The organism is Streptomyces sp. NPDC050856, from assembly GCF_040653855.1.
Classification (GTDB): domain Bacteria; phylum Actinomycetota; class Actinomycetes; order Streptomycetales; family Streptomycetaceae; genus Streptomyces.
This window is the reverse complement of record NZ_JBFAGV010000025.1, coordinates 1-15,799: the sequence shown is the minus strand read 5'-3', so window position 1 is coordinate 15,799 and position 15,799 is coordinate 1. Positions and strand designations below refer to the sequence as shown.

14 protein-coding genes and 2 pseudogenes are annotated in these 15,799 nt (G+C 68.9%); 13 read left to right on the top strand and 3 right to left on the bottom strand.

Annotation, left to right across the window (positions count from 1 at the left end; genetic code table 11):
• Window positions 1–121 precede the first annotated feature (121 nt).
• From AB0H53_RS21365 to AB0H53_RS21355, 3 genes are all read left to right on the top strand, one after another.
• Window positions 122–1,681, top strand: coding sequence for an RNA-guided endonuclease TnpB family protein (locus tag AB0H53_RS21365; protein WP_362115477.1), 1,560 nt, complete (start codon window positions 122–124; stop codon window positions 1,679–1,681).
• Between the two features lie 69 nt (window positions 1,682–1,750).
• Window positions 1,751–2,497 (top strand): DUF721 domain-containing protein, encoded by a 747-nt coding sequence (locus AB0H53_RS21360; RefSeq protein ID WP_362115687.1) that lies wholly within the window; start codon window positions 1,751–1,753, stop codon window positions 2,495–2,497.
• 237 nt (window positions 2,498–2,734) lie between these two features.
• Complete coding sequence (locus AB0H53_RS21355; RefSeq protein WP_362115474.1) at window positions 2,735–3,481, top strand: phage Gp37/Gp68 family protein; 747 nt, start codon at window positions 2,735–2,737, stop codon at window positions 3,479–3,481.
• 45 nt (window positions 3,482–3,526) lie between these two features.
• Here AB0H53_RS21355 and tcmP read toward each other — a convergent pair whose 3' ends face one another.
• Window positions 3,527–4,660, bottom strand: coding sequence for a three-Cys-motif partner protein TcmP (gene tcmP, locus AB0H53_RS21350; protein WP_362115471.1), 1,134 nt, complete (start codon window positions 4,658–4,660; stop codon window positions 3,527–3,529).
• A gap of 1,088 nt (window positions 4,661–5,748) precedes the next feature.
• Between tcmP and AB0H53_RS21345 the strand changes: the two genes are divergently transcribed.
• The 4 genes from AB0H53_RS21345 (at window position 5,749) to AB0H53_RS21330 (ending at window position 7,260) form a co-directional block, all read left to right on the top strand.
• Window positions 5,749–6,201 (top strand): MarR family transcriptional regulator, encoded by a 453-nt coding sequence (locus AB0H53_RS21345; protein WP_362115684.1) that lies wholly within the window; start codon window positions 5,749–5,751, stop codon window positions 6,199–6,201.
• Window positions 6,198–6,509 carry a replication initiation protein, RepL2 gene (locus tag AB0H53_RS21340; RefSeq protein WP_362115468.1) on the top strand — a complete coding sequence of 104 codons (312 nt, stop codon included), beginning with the start codon at window positions 6,198–6,200 and terminating at the stop codon, window positions 6,507–6,509. The genes AB0H53_RS21345 and AB0H53_RS21340 overlap by 4 nt, the downstream gene beginning before the upstream one ends.
• A gap of 236 nt (window positions 6,510–6,745) precedes the next feature.
• On the top strand, window positions 6,746–7,018 hold the full coding sequence (locus tag AB0H53_RS21335) for a hypothetical protein (protein ID WP_362115465.1): 273 nt from the start codon (window positions 6,746–6,748) through the stop codon (window positions 7,016–7,018).
• 50 nt (window positions 7,019–7,068) lie between these two features.
• Window positions 7,069–7,260, top strand: coding sequence for a hypothetical protein (locus AB0H53_RS21330; protein ID WP_362115681.1), 192 nt, complete (start codon window positions 7,069–7,071; stop codon window positions 7,258–7,260).
• A 271-nt stretch (window positions 7,261–7,531) separates the two neighbouring features.
• On the opposite strand, the gene AB0H53_RS21325 is transcribed toward AB0H53_RS21330, so the two are convergent.
• A complete protein-coding gene (locus AB0H53_RS21325) occupies window positions 7,532–9,277 on the bottom strand; it encodes a hypothetical protein (protein WP_362115462.1) in 1,746 nt (581 codons plus the stop codon).
• Window positions 9,278–10,177: 900 nt separating this feature from the next.
• Here AB0H53_RS21325 and AB0H53_RS21320 point away from each other — a divergent pair.
• From AB0H53_RS21320 to AB0H53_RS21300, 5 genes are all read left to right on the top strand, one after another.
• Window positions 10,178–10,387, top strand: coding sequence for a hypothetical protein (locus tag AB0H53_RS21320; protein ID WP_362115459.1), 210 nt, complete (start codon window positions 10,178–10,180; stop codon window positions 10,385–10,387).
• Window positions 10,388–10,464: 77 nt separating this feature from the next.
• Window positions 10,465–11,154, top strand: coding sequence for a restriction endonuclease (locus AB0H53_RS21315; RefSeq protein WP_362115456.1), 690 nt, complete (start codon window positions 10,465–10,467; stop codon window positions 11,152–11,154).
• A gap of 112 nt (window positions 11,155–11,266) precedes the next feature.
• Window positions 11,267–11,827, top strand: a complete 561-nt coding sequence (locus AB0H53_RS21310) for a Uma2 family endonuclease (RefSeq protein ID WP_362115453.1) — start codon at window positions 11,267–11,269, stop codon at window positions 11,825–11,827.
• A gap of 167 nt (window positions 11,828–11,994) precedes the next feature.
• Window positions 11,995–13,257, top strand: coding sequence for a hypothetical protein (locus AB0H53_RS21305; protein ID WP_362115450.1), 1,263 nt, complete (start codon window positions 11,995–11,997; stop codon window positions 13,255–13,257).
• 59 nt (window positions 13,258–13,316) lie between these two features.
• A complete protein-coding gene (locus AB0H53_RS21300; RefSeq protein ID WP_362115447.1) occupies window positions 13,317–14,444 on the top strand; it encodes a hypothetical protein in 1,128 nt (375 codons plus the stop codon).
• A 13-nt stretch (window positions 14,445–14,457) separates the two neighbouring features.
• Here the strand turns inward: AB0H53_RS21300 and AB0H53_RS21295 are convergent.
• Window positions 14,458–14,616, bottom strand: a pseudogene (locus AB0H53_RS21295) (DUF6233 domain-containing protein); the annotation flags it as partial.
• A gap of 2 nt (window positions 14,617–14,618) precedes the next feature.
• On the opposite strand from AB0H53_RS21295, the pseudogene AB0H53_RS21290 reads away from it, so the two are divergent.
• Window positions 14,619–14,729 (top strand): annotated as a pseudogene (locus tag AB0H53_RS21290) (aldo/keto reductase); the annotation flags it as partial.
• Between the last annotated feature and the right edge of the window lie 1,070 nt (window positions 14,730–15,799).

Genomic DNA, 15,799 nt, shown 5'->3' with positions numbered 1-15,799 from the left:
CCGAGTGGGCGCCGCTCGGGCACACGGCTATACGCGCAGGTTAGAGGTCATTGTCAGTGGTGGCCTGTACGGTCCTGGGCTAGTTGATGGGTTGCCAGGTCAAGGCCGGGGAGGTGGGTTGGTGGAGCAGGAGGTGCTTCGGGCGTTCAAGTTCGCGCTGGACCCGACCCCCTCGCAGGCCGAGGTGCTGGCCCGACATGCGGGTGCCGCGCGGTGGGCGTTCAACTACGCGCTCGCGGCGAAGGTGTCCGCGCATCAGCGGTGGCGCGCCGAAGTGGCTGAGCTCGTCGAGCAGGGTGCGCCGGAGGTGGAGGCGCGGCGGCGGGTGAAGGTGCCGGTGCCGTCGAAGCCGGCGATTCAGAAGCGGTTGAACGAGGTCAAGGGTGATTCCCGGATTGATGGCCGGTTGCCGGAGGGGGTGGCGGGGCCGGAGCGGCCGTGTCCGTGGTGGCATGAGGTCAACACGTACGCGTTCCAGTCGGCGTTCATCGACGCGGACCGGGCGTGGCAGAACTGGCTCGACTCCCTGCGCGGCGCCCGGGCCGGGCGGAAGGTCGGCTACCCGCGGTTCAAGAAGAAGGGTCGCTCACGCGACTCCTTCCGCCTTCACCACGACGTGAAGAAGCCGGGCATCCGCCTGGCGACGTATCGGCGGCTGCGCTTGCCGAAGATCGGCGAGGTGCGGCTGCACGAGTCCGGCAAACGCCTGGGCCGGCTCGTCGAGCGCGGGCAGGCGATCGTACAGTCCGTGACTATCTCCCGGGCCGGACACCGCTGGTACGCCTCCGTGCTGTGCAAGCTCACCATGACCATCCCCGAGCGGCCGTCGCGCCGACAGCGCGACCGCGGGACCGTCGGCGTCGACCTCGGCGTCAAAACCCTCGCAGCCCTCTCCCAGCCCCTCGACCCCGACGTTCCGGCCAGTGCCCTGATCGCGAACCCGCGCCACCTCGCCCGCGTCGAGCACCGCCTGGTGAAGGCGCAGCGGGCTCTTGCCCGGACCGAGAAGGGCTCGAGCCGCCGGGAGAAGGCACGGCGACGGGTCGCCCGACTGCACCACGAGGTCGCCGTACGGCGCGAAGGCGCGCTGCACGCGCTCACCAAGCGGCTCGCCACCGGGTTCGCCGTCGTCGCCGTCGAGGACCTCAACGTCGCCGGGATGACGGCGAGCGCCCGCGGCACCCTTCAAGCGCCCGGGCGGCGGGTGCGGCAGAAAGCCGGCCTGAACCGGGCCGTCCTCGACGCCTCCCCAGGCGAGTTCCGCCGCCAGCTCACCTACAAAATGAGCTGGTACGGATCCAAGCTGGCGGTCCTGGACCGCTGGTTCCCCTCCAGCAAGACCTGCTCGGCCTGCGGATGGCAAAACCCACGCCTCACGCTCGCCGACAGGACGTTCCACTGCCCCGACTGCGGGCTGACAATCGACCGGGACCTCAACGCCGCCCGGAACATCGCCCAGCACGCCGTCCAGGCAGACGCACCACCCGTCGCCCCCGGTAAAGGGGAGACGCAAAACGCCCGCCGAGCCCCCGCAAGACCACCCAGCCCACGGGCCGGGCGGCAGGAGGCGATGAAACGGGAAGACACCGGCCCACCCCGGCCGGTGCCACCTCAGCGGAGCGATCCACTGACGCTCTTCACCCTCAACGACCCAGGACACGAAACGGCAAAGCGGCCCTAACGCCGCAGGTCAGGAAGTGTCCCGGACGTACGGGCGAGGAGCGACCGTAGTACCGGCAGTAGAAGAACCATCAGCACCAGTCCCGGCCGTACGCGCGAGGAGCGACCGAAGTCGGCCTTCCACGGGCGTGCCCCGGTCGGACTGGCCGGCGCCTTCCAGAGTCTGCTGGCCGACCGGGGCTGGGACGTCCCGGCCGCCGGCGGCAGCATCGTGGACCGCTGGCCCGACATCGCCACCTCTGTCGCCCCCAAGCTGGCCGCACACACCACCGGCGTCGCCTTCGACCCGGAGACCGGGCAGCTCGACCTGCTCCCCGACTCGCCCGCCTACGCCACACAGCTGCGCCTGATGACACCCCGGATCATCACCGCCGCCAACGAGCAGGCGAGCGCGGCCGCCGTTCGCACGATCCGGGTCCGGCAGCCAGGCACGCTCCCCGCCACCCTGGCCCCCGCGCCCGCCACCGGTACGGCGCCCGCACCCGCCGGGCCGGTCAGGACACGTGAGACCGCCTCCGAGGGCTTCCGGCGTACGCTCGCCGCCCACCACGAGGTGTGGACGCCGTTCCAGCAGGACCCCGCCCTCGCCGCCGCCGTGACGCGCCAGGAACAGGTCCGCCGCGACCTCGCCGCCACCGTCTTCCCCGACCCCGAGGACGATCAAGAGGACGAAGCGCCGACGTCGCTCGAGGACGTCCGTGCCCAGCAGCGCCAGGCCGCCGAAACCGTCCGCATCGCCGCGATCCTGCGTGCCCGCGCCGAGCGGGCCGGACGGCCGGTGCCAGCCACGTCTCCCGCCCTGCGCCATGCCGGGTGAGGCACCGATCCGTACAGCGCACCACCCAATCGAGGACAGCACCCCCGGTCGACCAGACCCGATCACAACGCTAGGTTCCTGAACGGAGGTTCGACACGTGAGGTTACAAATTGCGATCGAGTGGATGCCGATGCCGGCGTACTGGCCCGGGTGTCCCGACTCGGCGGGCATCGTTAGGCAGCACACCGCAACCGTCCGGGACGGGGCGGCCGTGCGCGCGAGGGCAGGAGAAGACCGGTGAGCGACCGCAGCGCCATCGAGTGGACCGAGGCGACCTGGAACCCGACGACCGGCTGCGACCGCGTCTCCTCAGGATGCGACAACTGTTACGCCCTGACCCTGGCCAAGCGCCTGAAGGCCATGGGCGCCGCGAAGTACCAGAATGACGGGGATCCCCGCACCTCTGGGCCGGGCTTCGACGTGACGTTGCACCCGGACGCCCTGGACGTGCCCTACGGGTGGAAGAGCCCGCGGACGGTGTTCGTCAATTCGATGTCCGACCTGTTCCATGCCCGGGTGCCGCTCGCCTACGTCCGGCAGGTCTTCCAGGTCATCGCCGACACCCCGCAGCACACCTACCAGGTCCTCACCAAACGCGCCCGGCGCCTGCGCCAGGTCGCCCCGCGGCTGGAGTGGCCGGACAACTTGTGGATGGGCGTCTCTGTCGAGACGGAGAAGGAATTGGTCCGCATCGACGACCTGCGGGGCGTGCCGGCAGCCGTGCGGTTTCTGTCCTGCGAGCCGCTGCTGGGCCCGCTGCCCGGTCTGAACCTGAACGGCATCCACTGGGTGATTGCCGGCGGCGAGTCCGGCCCTGGCCACCGGCCCATCGACCCGGCCTGGGTCACCCAGATCCGCGACGCCTGCCAAGACGCTGGCGTCGCCTTCTTCTTCAAACAATGGGGCGGCCGGACGCCTAAGGCCGGCGGCCGCCTTCTTGAGGGCCAGACCTGGGACCAGATGCCGTTGCCCGTCGCCGCCTAATGGGACCGAACGGTTGTGGCAGGGTCATCAGGCCCTGCCACAACGTCAGGCTGCGAGGTTTCCGGGGTAGAGGGTGATCTCCCGGATCTTCTTCACGCCCACTCCATCGCTCGGCGTCTTTCCCTGCTCGTGCAGGAGTCGTACAGCCTTGCGCACTACTGGTTCGGTGACCTGTCCGTAGAAAGACCCGAAGACCTCCAGGGTGTGGTCGACCAGCTTCACCGGCCGACGCGTCCGCGCCAGCAGCTTCGCCAGGTTCTCGGCGATCTCCGGCACTGCCTTCGTCTCGACCTCCTGTGGGTCCGGACGCGTAACCGAGGCCAGCGAGAACAACGCGTCGTCAGCCTCCTCTCGCGTCTCCAGCGTCTCCCACCATGTCGCCCGGGCACGGGCGACGGTGTCGCCGAACACCCACAAGCCGTACGGGCTGCGGGTGGCGAACACCAGCCGGTACACGGCCCGCTTCCGCGGCGAGTGCGACACCGGCACCGACTGCACGAGCATCCCGGTACGCCGCTCCAGACGCCGGGCGTACTCGGCCGCCACCGCCTCGATCGCATCCTCCGCGGCGCCGTCCTTGCCTCGGGAGGCCACAGCGTCGGCGAAGTACTCGCGCCACCATGTCCCGCCGCACACGTCGTCGAACCGCTGCAGCGACCTCTCGTTGCCCTTCGGAGAGCGGACGTGCCCGCCCAGACGCCAAACAGCCATCATGCTGAAGTTCATCAGCAGCTCCGTCGCTGGCCGCTTGTGTGGCCGCTTGCGCGCAAGCACCTCCACGAGCCGGTCCTGCGGCAGAGCCAGCCCACACGGATCCAGGAACAGAAACAGCGGCTCCCGCACCGCCCGCTCGACGACCTGGTCAAGGACGCCGTCCACCTCGCCGCGGTGGGCATGCGCCCGGACCCCGCGAGCCAGGTACTGCTGGACGACCTCGTGTAACCGGTCGAACGACTTCGCCTGAGGCTCCGAGAAGTAGCACTCCAGCGTCAGTCCGGGCTTGGCGCGCAAGTACGAGGCGACTCTCAGCGCAATCTCCGCGGACGCCGGCTCACCGTTCTCGTAGCGGCCTTCGCCCGCGTACCCGTCCAGATAGACCACGCGCTTGTCGTGCGACTGCGTGCCCGTCATCCCGCCGAACTGCGGCAGATACCGCTTGAGCAGATCGTGCTTGAACACGCTGGGCAGCGCCTTGTCCGCCCAGTAGTCCCCACCCGTCCCTGACGACATCCCCACCCCCGACTTCGCAGTGTCCGCCTGATCACAGATGGTGAAGCACAGCGTGGAACCCGGCAAGACCATGTGCGGAGCAAGCACGAGGGCAGCGCCGCAGCGGTACCGCACGTCACCCTTTGGCCCTCACCAGCGATAAATGCTTCTATCCCACCGACCAGATACCTGTGGTGGGGCGAAGGACGGGGGGCACCTTCGCGGGCCTGGCTGCCGCCCGCGCTTACAAGAATCGACAACAGGCTCCTGGCCGGCTTCCCCCCTCTACTGCACGGTCAGCAAGCTGGTGGTGTCGTGTAGGGGTCGGCTCTTCGCGCCTACGGGTCGGTACATCCTCGGCCCCTGGGGGCCTCCGGTGCACCGACGGGGCGCTCAGGTAATCGGGCGACCGCGGCCTGTTGGGGGAGTTAAGGAGCAGCGTGGCGAAGGCCGGTGTGGGCTGACGGAGGCACACGTGGCGGGTATGTCGTCGGCTGCGGTCGCGTCGTGGCGGGCTTTCGTCGGCTGAGGACGGGGCGAGTGGGCGAGGCTTTTTGTCGACCAGTGGGTAGGGAGTGCGGTGGTGAGCGCGCCGCGGGGGCACTGAGCGATGCCTCGCGCGACTGCCTTCGCGGGACATGGTGTGTGGGGTGGGCCCGTCGCAGGCAGTGGCCTGTCCTAATGCTGAAGAGAGCGCAGGCATCAAAAGTACCCTGACCTGCAAGAATGTCCGTCTTCCTCAGGATCTGACGATCTGGCACCCAGTCCCCACCACCGTGCACCCGGTTTTGAAGAGCGGGGCAGGCAGTTCGTGGAGCCCTGGTGCCCATGTCGTGGAAACCGTGACTGCGGCTGCAGGATCTGACCAGATTGACGTCAGGTTCATCAGTGTCCGCTACGTCCCCGCCACACGGAGGAGGGATGGGGCGATGCCGGGTTGAGTGACACGCCCTGGAGGCGGAGTTCATGAACTCCGTGCTCATGTACGTTAAGTTCATCTGGTCGGCCTGAGGTCGCCGTTCATGCACGGTGAGGCAATGCCCGCTTTGGAGGGCCCATTGGGAGCAGTACGCAGACTCGTTGACGCGGACACGGGCGAGGCCATCCCGTATGCGCCCTACGCCTTCTCCGGTGAGCACATCCAGGTCGACAAGGCGAGAGTCGCAGCGATCACGGAGAGCAAGGAATTCACCCCGAGCCAGAAGTACCTGGTGCTCTGGTGGATCGGCGTCTCTCCCCAGGGCATGGCACCGTTGAGGGCTACCGGCGCGGACATCGCAAGGAAGGTCGGGATGACCGCCGACGCTGTCGGCAAGATCAACCGGAAGCTGCTCAAGCGGCGCATCCTGATCGAGCGCGGGCGGATCGGTAACTACAGGCTCTACCGGATCAGCCCCTACATTGCCTTTCACGGGACCGGGATCGAGCAACGGGAAGCGATCAAGACCTGCAACCCGCCGGACATCCCCGGCTTCGACAACACGACCGCTTCACGGTGGGAGGCCCAGTGAACAACGACGACAAGCGAAAGCTCCTGGACATCCTCCACCGCACCGCCGGCATGACCGCCAACCAACGCCTGGTCGTCATGCTCTACGCCATGCACCCCACCGACCGCGCCGGCGCCGTCATCGAGACCGGCGCCAACCTCGCCGAGCTCGTCGGCATGTCCCCCACCGTGTTCTCGCGCACCCGGCGCCAAGTCGTGAAGGCCGGATGGCTCGAGGAATCCGAGCGGCTCGCACACATCAGTTACTACCGGCTCAGCGCGAAGAGCACCGGCGAGCATGTTGTCGTCCCCCTGCGCCGCGCAACCTGAACGGCACCCGAGGGCAAGAGCTCATGTACGTGGGGTCAATGAGTACCGATCCCGGGATCGGTACTCATTGACCCCACGTACATGAGCCTTCTCCGCTTCAGGCACGAACCCTGCGAGGCCGCGATCGCTCGGGTGGTGACGGGCTGGGCTGGTGAGCGCGTCGGGCACCGGTTCGGGTGGTGCGCACCTCGGCCTGTGCAGGCTGGCGTACTGTACGAGGTAAGAAGGAGGCCACCGTGGACGCCACCCTCAAAACCGTCATCGACGGAAAACTCGTGGAGCTTCCCGGCACCATCGCAGCCATCCGCGCCACGATGGACGCAGGCCAGGCAGCTGAGTTCGACCGTGAGATCGAGCATGTTCCCGCAGCCGAGCTTCCCGCAGCCCTGGTCCGATGGGCGCTCGTCGGTACCGGCGCCGACAACGAGGATGACGTCCTCTTCGAGCGCCTGGCCTGCGGCGAGGACATTGGCGCCATCGAAGCCACTCCCGGCTCGGAGGTAGCGTGAGCCGCTACCGCCTCCAGTACGCCCCGCCCGCCGACCAGGCACGCCGCGCGATGCCCCAGACATTACGGATCGCCTTCGACGCCGGAATGCAGCGCTTGGCTTCCGATCCGTACGGACATCACTCCACGCCGGTCAAAGATGACAGCGACCGGCGCGAAGCCACCATCAGTGGGGTCGTCGTCCGCTACTACGTCAGCGCCGCCGTAATGACCGTTACCGTCGTCCGCGTCGTCTTTGTCTAACCCCGCATGGTGGCGGCCAACGCACCCCGTGGGCGGATCAGCAGGCCGAACTTGCCGTCCGACCGTTGCCCGCGAGATCCCAGCGATGATCGCGAAAGCAAGCAGCAGCCCGCTGCGTTGATCGTTCCCCAAGCCGAAGCGCCGGAGCCGGGCGTCGGCATGGCACCTGCTCTCTCGCACTGCTGCGGAAGCCATAGCGTACTGATGCCCTGGCTAGTCGCGGTCGTCAATTCGCCGAAGCTGCGAGCTGGCCAGACGGTGCCGCCGAGTATCAGGGCGTCTGCACTTTCGCGGGCATGACCTCCAGGGAGTCGAGGAGCTGACCGAAGGTGATCTTCTCGTCGTCGTAGTCGAAGGTCATGGCCGCGGCGAGGGCCTCCCACCGCTGCGGGCTGCGCCCGCAGTGCTCCAGCAGGATCGTCAGGGCGACTTCGGGCTCGTGGCGGGCGAGGACCTCGTCGGCGGGGATCTGACGCAGGTGCTCCAGGGTGCGGTAGCGGGACTTCACCACGGCGCGGTAGACCTCGGAGCGGGAGAGGATCTCACCGGCGGCGGGGGAGTCGAGCCAGGACTGCAGGACGGCTGCGGGGTCGGGGTGCTTGCCGAGTTCCTCGTCGTCCACCAGCCGCACCACACCGTCGTCCTCGTCTTCGGGCACCGGGACGGCGGCCGCCGCGGCCAGGAACCAGTCGGGGCCGCCGGCCTTCTCGGCGATCCAGGCCAGTTCGGCCGGGTGCAGCCCGCCCAGGACGTCCGCGACGGCGGCGTGCGGGGTGTGCGGATTGGCCGCGAGGACGGTCAGGGCCTGGACCCGGCGATGCTCGGAGTGGCGTTCCAGGAACCGGGCCGGGCGGTCGTGGTCCGGATCGACGTTGTCAAGGACGCGGATCAAAGTCCGGCTCGGCGTGGGGGAGACGACGGCCGGCTGATCCAGCCGGGCGAGCTGGGCACAGGCCCCGGCGAGGTGGTCGGGATTGGCGCTGAGGAGGGCCAGGTCCTCGGCGAGACGCAGGACGCGGCCGTCGAACTCGTAGTCGCCCTCCTGCTTGTCGGACCAGCTGAGCAGCCGGCCGCGGGTGACGAGAGCGTCGGCGGCCGCGTGCAGCTGGTCGGCGGCGAGGTCGGCCAGGCGCGGGTTGTTGCGGACGCGGTTTGCGATGTGGTGCAGGGTCCGGCGGGCGGTCACCTGCGGGTTGGGCAGGTCGGCCAGTTCGGGCAGGCACAAGGCCGGAAGGCAGGCGAGCAGCAGATCCTCGCTAAGGGCGGGAGCCGGGTCGGCGGGCAGTTCCTCGCCATCCGGGTCGGCGGCGCGATACCGGGCGTCCTCGAGGGCCTGCGTCTCGGCCTGGTCCAGCAGCAGGTGCTGGACAGCCGCCCCGAACACGGGGTGCGCGGTGAGCTGCGCCCACCGCTCAGGACACCGGGCCAGCATCGCCCAGCCGGCGCGGCCGCCCAGCTCCAGCGACCAGTCCTTCGAGAACGCGGACACCGCCTCCCAGCCCTCTTCGGGCTCCGGGTGAAGCAGGTACGCGGCGAGCGGGGTGAGGCAGGCTTCCAGGACGGCGTTGAACAGTTCCGGCGGCACGGGCGGGGCCGGCGCGGCGCCCTTGGTGCGGGTGTAGCGGTCGGGGTCCCAGTCCCGGACGACCTGCTCCACCTCATGGTCGGACAGGCGGGGCAGGAGCGCGATGGCCGCCTCGACCTGGTCGGGGTGCCGTGCCAGAGCGGAGAGCAGCCCGGCCCAGGCCCGGCGGTGCCGCAGGATGGCGGGCACGTCGGCGGCGGTCACGGTGCCGTCGGCCGCCAGGGCGGCCAGCGTCTTCTCATCGGCGTGCACCAGGAGCCGGCCGCGCAGCCGCTTGGCAGAGGTCCGGGCCAGCAGCGCAGGTAGCGCGGCCTTGAGGGCTTCCTCCCGCCACCGGTCGGCCTGGTCGTCGAAGCCGTCCGGCGTCGCCGCCGGGGCACACAAGGCCCCGATCACTGTCTTGAGGGCTTCCCTAGGGAGGTCCTCGCTCATCGCGAGATCCCGCCACAGCGGGTATGTACGGGCGTTGACCATCCTCGTATCCCCTCCCACGACTGACCGGGCGTCACTGCCTGGTCGCGATCCGTGGAACGACCGTACGGTGCACCCGGGCCCGAGCGGGCGCGATCCTTGAAGTCGCCTCGCCTTCATGCACTGCCCCGGGCCATGTGAGGGCGCTACGGTCAAAAGCGCGGGATGAGTACGGGCATGGAGGAGACGGCGGTGTGCAGCCCCATCACCGCGTCACGGCCCCTGCCTTCAACAGACCCGGCGCACGGACGGACACCGACGTTTCCCCCAGTTGGCATACCGCGTCCAGCTGGCCGGCTCCATCCCAGGCGGTGCCTTACGGCGTAAGGAACACATCGCGGCAGCGCGTGCAGGGCGCGCACGTTCGGCGTCCCAGCCTCCGCCCCTGAGCGTGTCCCGCTTGCCGGCCGCAGCCCCGCCGGGCCCGCAGTCAAGGCGGCACGTGCCGCTCCAGGATGTCGTCCCACTGGTGAAACCCGACAGCACAGTCCAAGACGTCGGGCACGACCGCTGCCGCTGCCCCAGCCGGCGGCTTCCAGACGCACCGGCCACCGGCGCCCCGACACCCGCTCGCTCACCGCGCGGCCTGCGTCCCCCGACCTACGTCCCTGATAGCCACCGCCCCTTCCCGGCACTGAACGTGCACGGACGCGGCGAACCCACCGTACGCGGCACGACGGCTCCGACCGGTGAAGTCGCCTCGCTCGCCACCCTGGAACGGTATTCGGCCAGGTCCGATGGCTTTGTGCCATTCGTCGGCAACCCGCCACCAACATCACCAAGGCACCGCTACACAAGAAGGCTGGGGTGGCGCACTGCCGTCCCGACGTGAGGGCCGGTCGTTGGGGGAGGTCTGGACGGTTGGTGACCATCAACGTGGCCGTGCTGCTCGCGGTCATCGTCTTCTTCCGGTTGCGGCGCCGTACGCAGGCCCGCAGCCGAAACGAGGAGAGGACCACTGCCGTCATCGTCCTGGCGCTGGGCGTCCTGCTCGCTCCCACCCCGGTCGGTCAGGGAATCGCGGACGTCCTGGGTCAGCTCGTGAGCGGCGTCGCGCAGGCCGGCCGATGAGCCCCCGCACACGCAAGGGCCGGTCGGCGCCAGCCGGCCCACACCGCGCGGTCACGGGTTGGGGGAGTGGGGGAGTGATGGCAGCACGTCGACGGCGCCGGCGCTTGAAGAAGAGCACGCGCAGGCAGTTGCAGGGCTGGGGTGCGGTGGTGGCAGTGGCCGCCGCGGTGTGGGTGGCCGGGAACTGGTCGGTGGTGTGGCCCGTCCTGGTGGCCGTGCTCGCCGCGGCCTTGGCGGGCGGGGCCGGCTGGGCGCTGCTGCGGGCGCACCGTCGCACGGTCAGCCAGGACCGCGCGTGGCGGGCGCGGGAGGAGGCCCGTGCGCGGGAGTTGTCGATGGCCGAGGTCGACGCGTTGTCGTGGCAGGAATTCGAGACGTACGTCGCCGACCTGTGCCGGCGGGACGGCTGCACGAAGGTCGTCGTCAGCGGCAAGAGCGGCGACCTGGGCGCGGATGTCGTCGGCTACCTGGCCGACGGCCGCAAGCTGGTCATACAGTGCAAAAAGTATGCGGCGCACCGGAGCGTGTCCTCGCAGGACATGCAGAAATTCGTCGGCACCGCCCGTCTCGAGCACGGCGCGGACGTCGCCTTGTTCGTCACCACCTGCCGCGCGTTCACGAAGGACGCGCTGGGCCTGGCGCTGCGCCAGGACATCGTGGCCCTGCACCGCGATTTGCTGGGCTCCTGGGTCAAGGGCGCTCACCTGGAGAACCTGATCCCGCTGAACGGCAGCGGCGGCGGCACCAGGCGGCGCCCCTCTGCCTGACCGTGGCACCCGGTTATGGCCGCCTGAAGAAGGACGGAAGGCCGGGCCAAGGAAGACAGTGGCCCCGGTGGCGGGTCACACTGGGACCGTCCCCGGAGGAGGTGAAAGGACCGTGAGTGTCGCGCACTGCCACGTCGGGCCTTGGACACTGTACGAAGTCCTGGCCCTGCCCGAGGACAGCACGCAGCGCGTCGAGCTGGTCGGAGGGCAGCTGATGATGGGCCCCGCCCCCGGGCTGGCGCACCAGCGCGCCTCACACCGGCTGCACAACCTCCTGGAGCAGGCCGCCGCAGCCACCGGCGCGAACGTGGAAATCTTCGAGGGGATCAACGTCATCGTCCTCGACGGGCTGCTCATCCCGGACCTGGCGATCGTCGACGCCGCGGCCGCCGAGGAAGCAGGTGTGGCCGTCTCCGCGCACGACGTGCTGGCCGTGGTGGAAATCGCCTCGCCCTCGACCCGGGTCACCGACCGCAAACTCAAGCCCGCGCTGTACGCGGCCGCCGGCATCGAGCATTACCGGCGCATCGAGCTGGACCCTGCCCCGCAGCTCCTGGTCGGCCGCCGCCAGGGCGGCCCCTACACCGACCACGAATTCCTGGCAGGCACCACCGCCCGGATCGAGGAGCCATTCCCGCTCGGCTTCGACCCTGGAACCCTCATCCGCAGGTAGTTCCGGCCGCCATATGGGCGATGGCCAGCAAGAAGCACGCTCGGATGATCGTGATGCCGGGACTCTGCACCGGCTTTCCGCTGGATCTGACCACGCACGACGGCCGACTCGGCTTGGATGGTGCCTCGTATCGATCACCAGGTGGAGTGAGAGGGACCCTGTTCGTGGTGTTCAAACGTTCCGGGAGCGCGACGCGGCTGTTGTGGAACGCGGTGGCCACCAGGCCGTCCCAGTTCCTGGGAGCGCAGCGGCGCCAGGGCTGGGTGCTGTACCGCTGGGAGACGGAGTTCGGGATCGTCGTGCTCGCCCATGCGGTGGGCGGTGAGATGGGGATGACGTTCCCGGGCCTCGCCCTGCTGCACGAGCTGGCCCATGACGCCGTGGCCCTGGCCGTGGTCGAACCCGACTACAGCCCTCCCGACGGACCGAGCCTGGAGGCGATCGACGCCGCCGGCCCGGACAAGCACTACGGCACCACCTGGCACCGCCTGGAACGGGTACTCGGCATGCCCGCCCCCTACTGGCATACGAATCTGCGCGACCCCGAGCTGATGATGGCCTGGAAGCCCGGCGCGCCAACCTTGCACGTACCGGCCGTCGCCACTCCGAACCCGGCGCCGCTGCTGCGCCTGGCCGCGGACGAACGCGACGACTCCCACGCGGCCGCGGCCGCGCTCGAGGTCGCACGGCGCGCCCTGTGGATCTGCGCGGACTCCGCACACAAGGAGATCACCAACTATGTCGATGCCAGCGACGGCATCGCGGTGGCCGCCCGCCCCGTCATGCCGCACCCGCCGCAGCCAGTCGCCGAGGAGGTCCTGCGTGACGGCTGGAGGAGCATCCTGCACCGCACCGACTTCCTCGCCGTCGAATGCGCCCGCCTGGGACACGTCCTGGGCGCCACCCGGTACTTCCCCGGCTCATGCAAGGTCACTGTGGACCCGTCCTCCTGCGCTCAGGCCGAGCAGTGGGCGTCCCGGCTGCAGCCCAGCCCTCGTACCGCGCTCGCCACCTACCTCGGCGACGAACGGGAGCAGGACATCCTCATCGACCCGGTGACCGACATGCCCGCCGTGCGCACCACCGACGGGATGATCGAGACCGTCGCCCCGCAGCGGCTGTCGGCGCACTCACCGCTCGCCGCGCTGACCATCGGCCGCGGCTCGGTGTGGGTGACCACCCAGGACGGAACGGTGTTTCTCGCGCCGCAGGTCGGCGGCGGTTACACCTACGGCTACAGCGGCGGCGGACCGATGGCACTGGCCAGACTCATCGACCTGCTCCTGGACGACATCACTCACCGCGCCCCCGGCTACGACGGACCATGGCCGTCGGCCGGCCTGCGCCACGCCACCGGAGAAGGCTGGAAGGGCCGCACCCCTCCTTTCACCCTGACCCGGGCGGAGCTCGAAGCACTGCGCGACGGATGATCCACGAGCGCTGACGGACGGGTGCTGTACCTCAAGCCCGGAGGGGACATGATGACGCAGTGAGTCTGGATCTGAGCAACTACGAACTCCGCTGGCCTACCTCGCTGTTCGTGTCCGAAGGTGAGCGGGTCCTTCGGTCGTCGAGCACCTCATGGCAGGAGCAGACGATATGGCTGCTGACGGAGGCCCTGGCCGGCACCACAGCGGTGGCCGACTTCGAGGACCTGTCCAATCGCCCCGCGCCCTCGGACGACCCTTGGGCCAGCACTACCCCCGGCTGGGAGAAGCGGGGCGGGATGGACAAGCGGGACTGGCTGACGGAGCTGGTCAGCCGCGCAGCCGAACTGCGCCATGCAGCCGATCCGCGACCGTACTGGCCACAACGGCAAGGCCGCGGCCTCTCACACGACGGCAGCACCCCGCGCGACACCCGCCGTGACTTCGCCCGGATCATCAGCGACTTCGCCGACAACGGCTACCTGGTGGAGGTCTTCGGCGAGGAATGCGTCGACGACCCCAACGATCTGCCGGACGCCTCGCAAGTGATCGAACGGCGACTCGGCATCCCCGACCTGTGGCCGCTGGCCCCTGAGACGTGGGACGAGGACACCTTCTTCGGTCTGATCGAGGTCTTCCACGACCTGGTCAGCCGGCCCCGCACCCGCCGCTTCCACCCCTGGAACAGCTGTGGGTGGCACCACTCGGAGTTCCACAACGGCCCCGCCCGCATCCTGTACCGAGGCAAAGTCAACGAGCTGCTGCGCGAGGCCGGCATCGACTACGAGCTGGCTGCCGAAGGCGAGGACCTCGGGCGCCTAGTCGCCGTCACCGACGACGCCCGCAGCACCCTGGTGCACCAGGCGCTCAACGACAGCGCCCCGGACATCACCACCCGGGTCCGCCACGCGATCGCCCTGTTCCGCGGACGGGACACAACGGTGGAGAGCAAGCGGTCGGCCATCGTCACCCTCGCGGGCATCCTCGAGGAACGCCGCGCCCTGCTCAAAGACCAGCTCGGTAAGGACGAGGGAGCGCTGTTCGAGATCGCCAACCGCTACGACCTGCGCCACCGCAAGGCAGACCAGCGCGGTGACTACGACGAAGCGTTCCTGGACTGGATCTTCTGGTGGTACCTCGGAACGGTGGAGCTGACCAACCGGCTCATCGCGTCACGGACCGCTCACTGATCCCTGCGCACCATCACCCGAATCCGTGGTCGAAGCCCTTCAGGACCGGGTCAAGCTCGGCGGCCGCGCCGCACAGCGAGCACAGCCGGACACCCGGCTGCGCGGCTGCGTCCAGCGCCCGGTCCAGCGGCAGCACCGGCGCCCCGGCCGGGACCTCTTCGCAGTCGACGGCGCCGGCTCTCGGAGGTGGCAGCCCGCCATGGCGTCACCGTCCCGCAGGTGGCGCTTGCCTGGTTGCTGGCTCGTTCGGACAACATCCTGCTCATCCCCGGCACCGGGTCGCTAGTGACCTGAGTCGGAGATTCATCGTTGGTTCGGTATGAGTCGTCCGGGTCCCACCGATGCAGGTCGGGAGGACACGTCGAGGTGAATGCGTCGCATGGAGTCCCCTTGGATAGATGCTGACTCCATGGAGACCTCCCCTCCGCCGGAGAATGATCGTGAGCCGGGGCGCACGTCTACGCCGTGGTGGAAGCACTTGTGGGTGTGGCTTGCAGGGCTCGTAGGCGCCGTTGTCACAGGGGTCGTGGTGTCGCTGGTCACCGGTCTGATCGGTGACGACGGCTCTGGGACGGGCCCACCAGAGAAGCCGGCGCTCACCGAGGAGAGGTACGTCAGGCCCTTCACCGAGGAAGGCAAGCTGCGAAAGCCGTACACGGTGGCAAAACGGATGACCGGGGGCTGCCCCATGAATTCGTACTACTCATCCGACCCCGAAGCACTGCGCTGCACCACCGACGAGAGTCATTTCGACCCGTGTTGGGCTGAAGGATCGAGCGCGGCTTGTTTGCAAAGTCCATGGGACAACGACGTCGCGGTAATCGACAACCCTGTTGTTACCGCAACACCTCAGTCTACGGTTACCAATGGACTGCCCTGGGCCATGGAGATTCGTGACCCGACCAGCCCATCCAGCATCTTGCGGTGCGTTTTCGCAGGTGGTGCCACCGAAACGGTAGCCGGGATGCGCGTCAACTGGCGTTGCCACAAGTCCGGCTCTCGCGATACGTGGGCGGGAGACGCTCTTGGTGAGCCCTCACGCTCCTCGACCGAGCCATGGACTGTCGACTACTCTTCGGAAAACAGCGCCGAAGTGCGGAAATCTACCATCGTTACTGTCTGGCACTAAAGGACCCGGCGAATGCTTCTGCCTCGCTTGGAACTCGCGGTGGCATGGGCCCCCGGGCGCCTTCGCCAGCCGGGGTGGGGGACATCGGCGCCACCGAAGCGGTCAACGAGGTCATCCAGGGGTCCGAGGCACTAGTCTTCTGAGTCAGGAATTCTGTTTAGATATGAGGCGAGGCGTTCGAGGATCTCGTCCGCCGTCTTGGTCCAGACGTAGGGCTTGGGGTCGG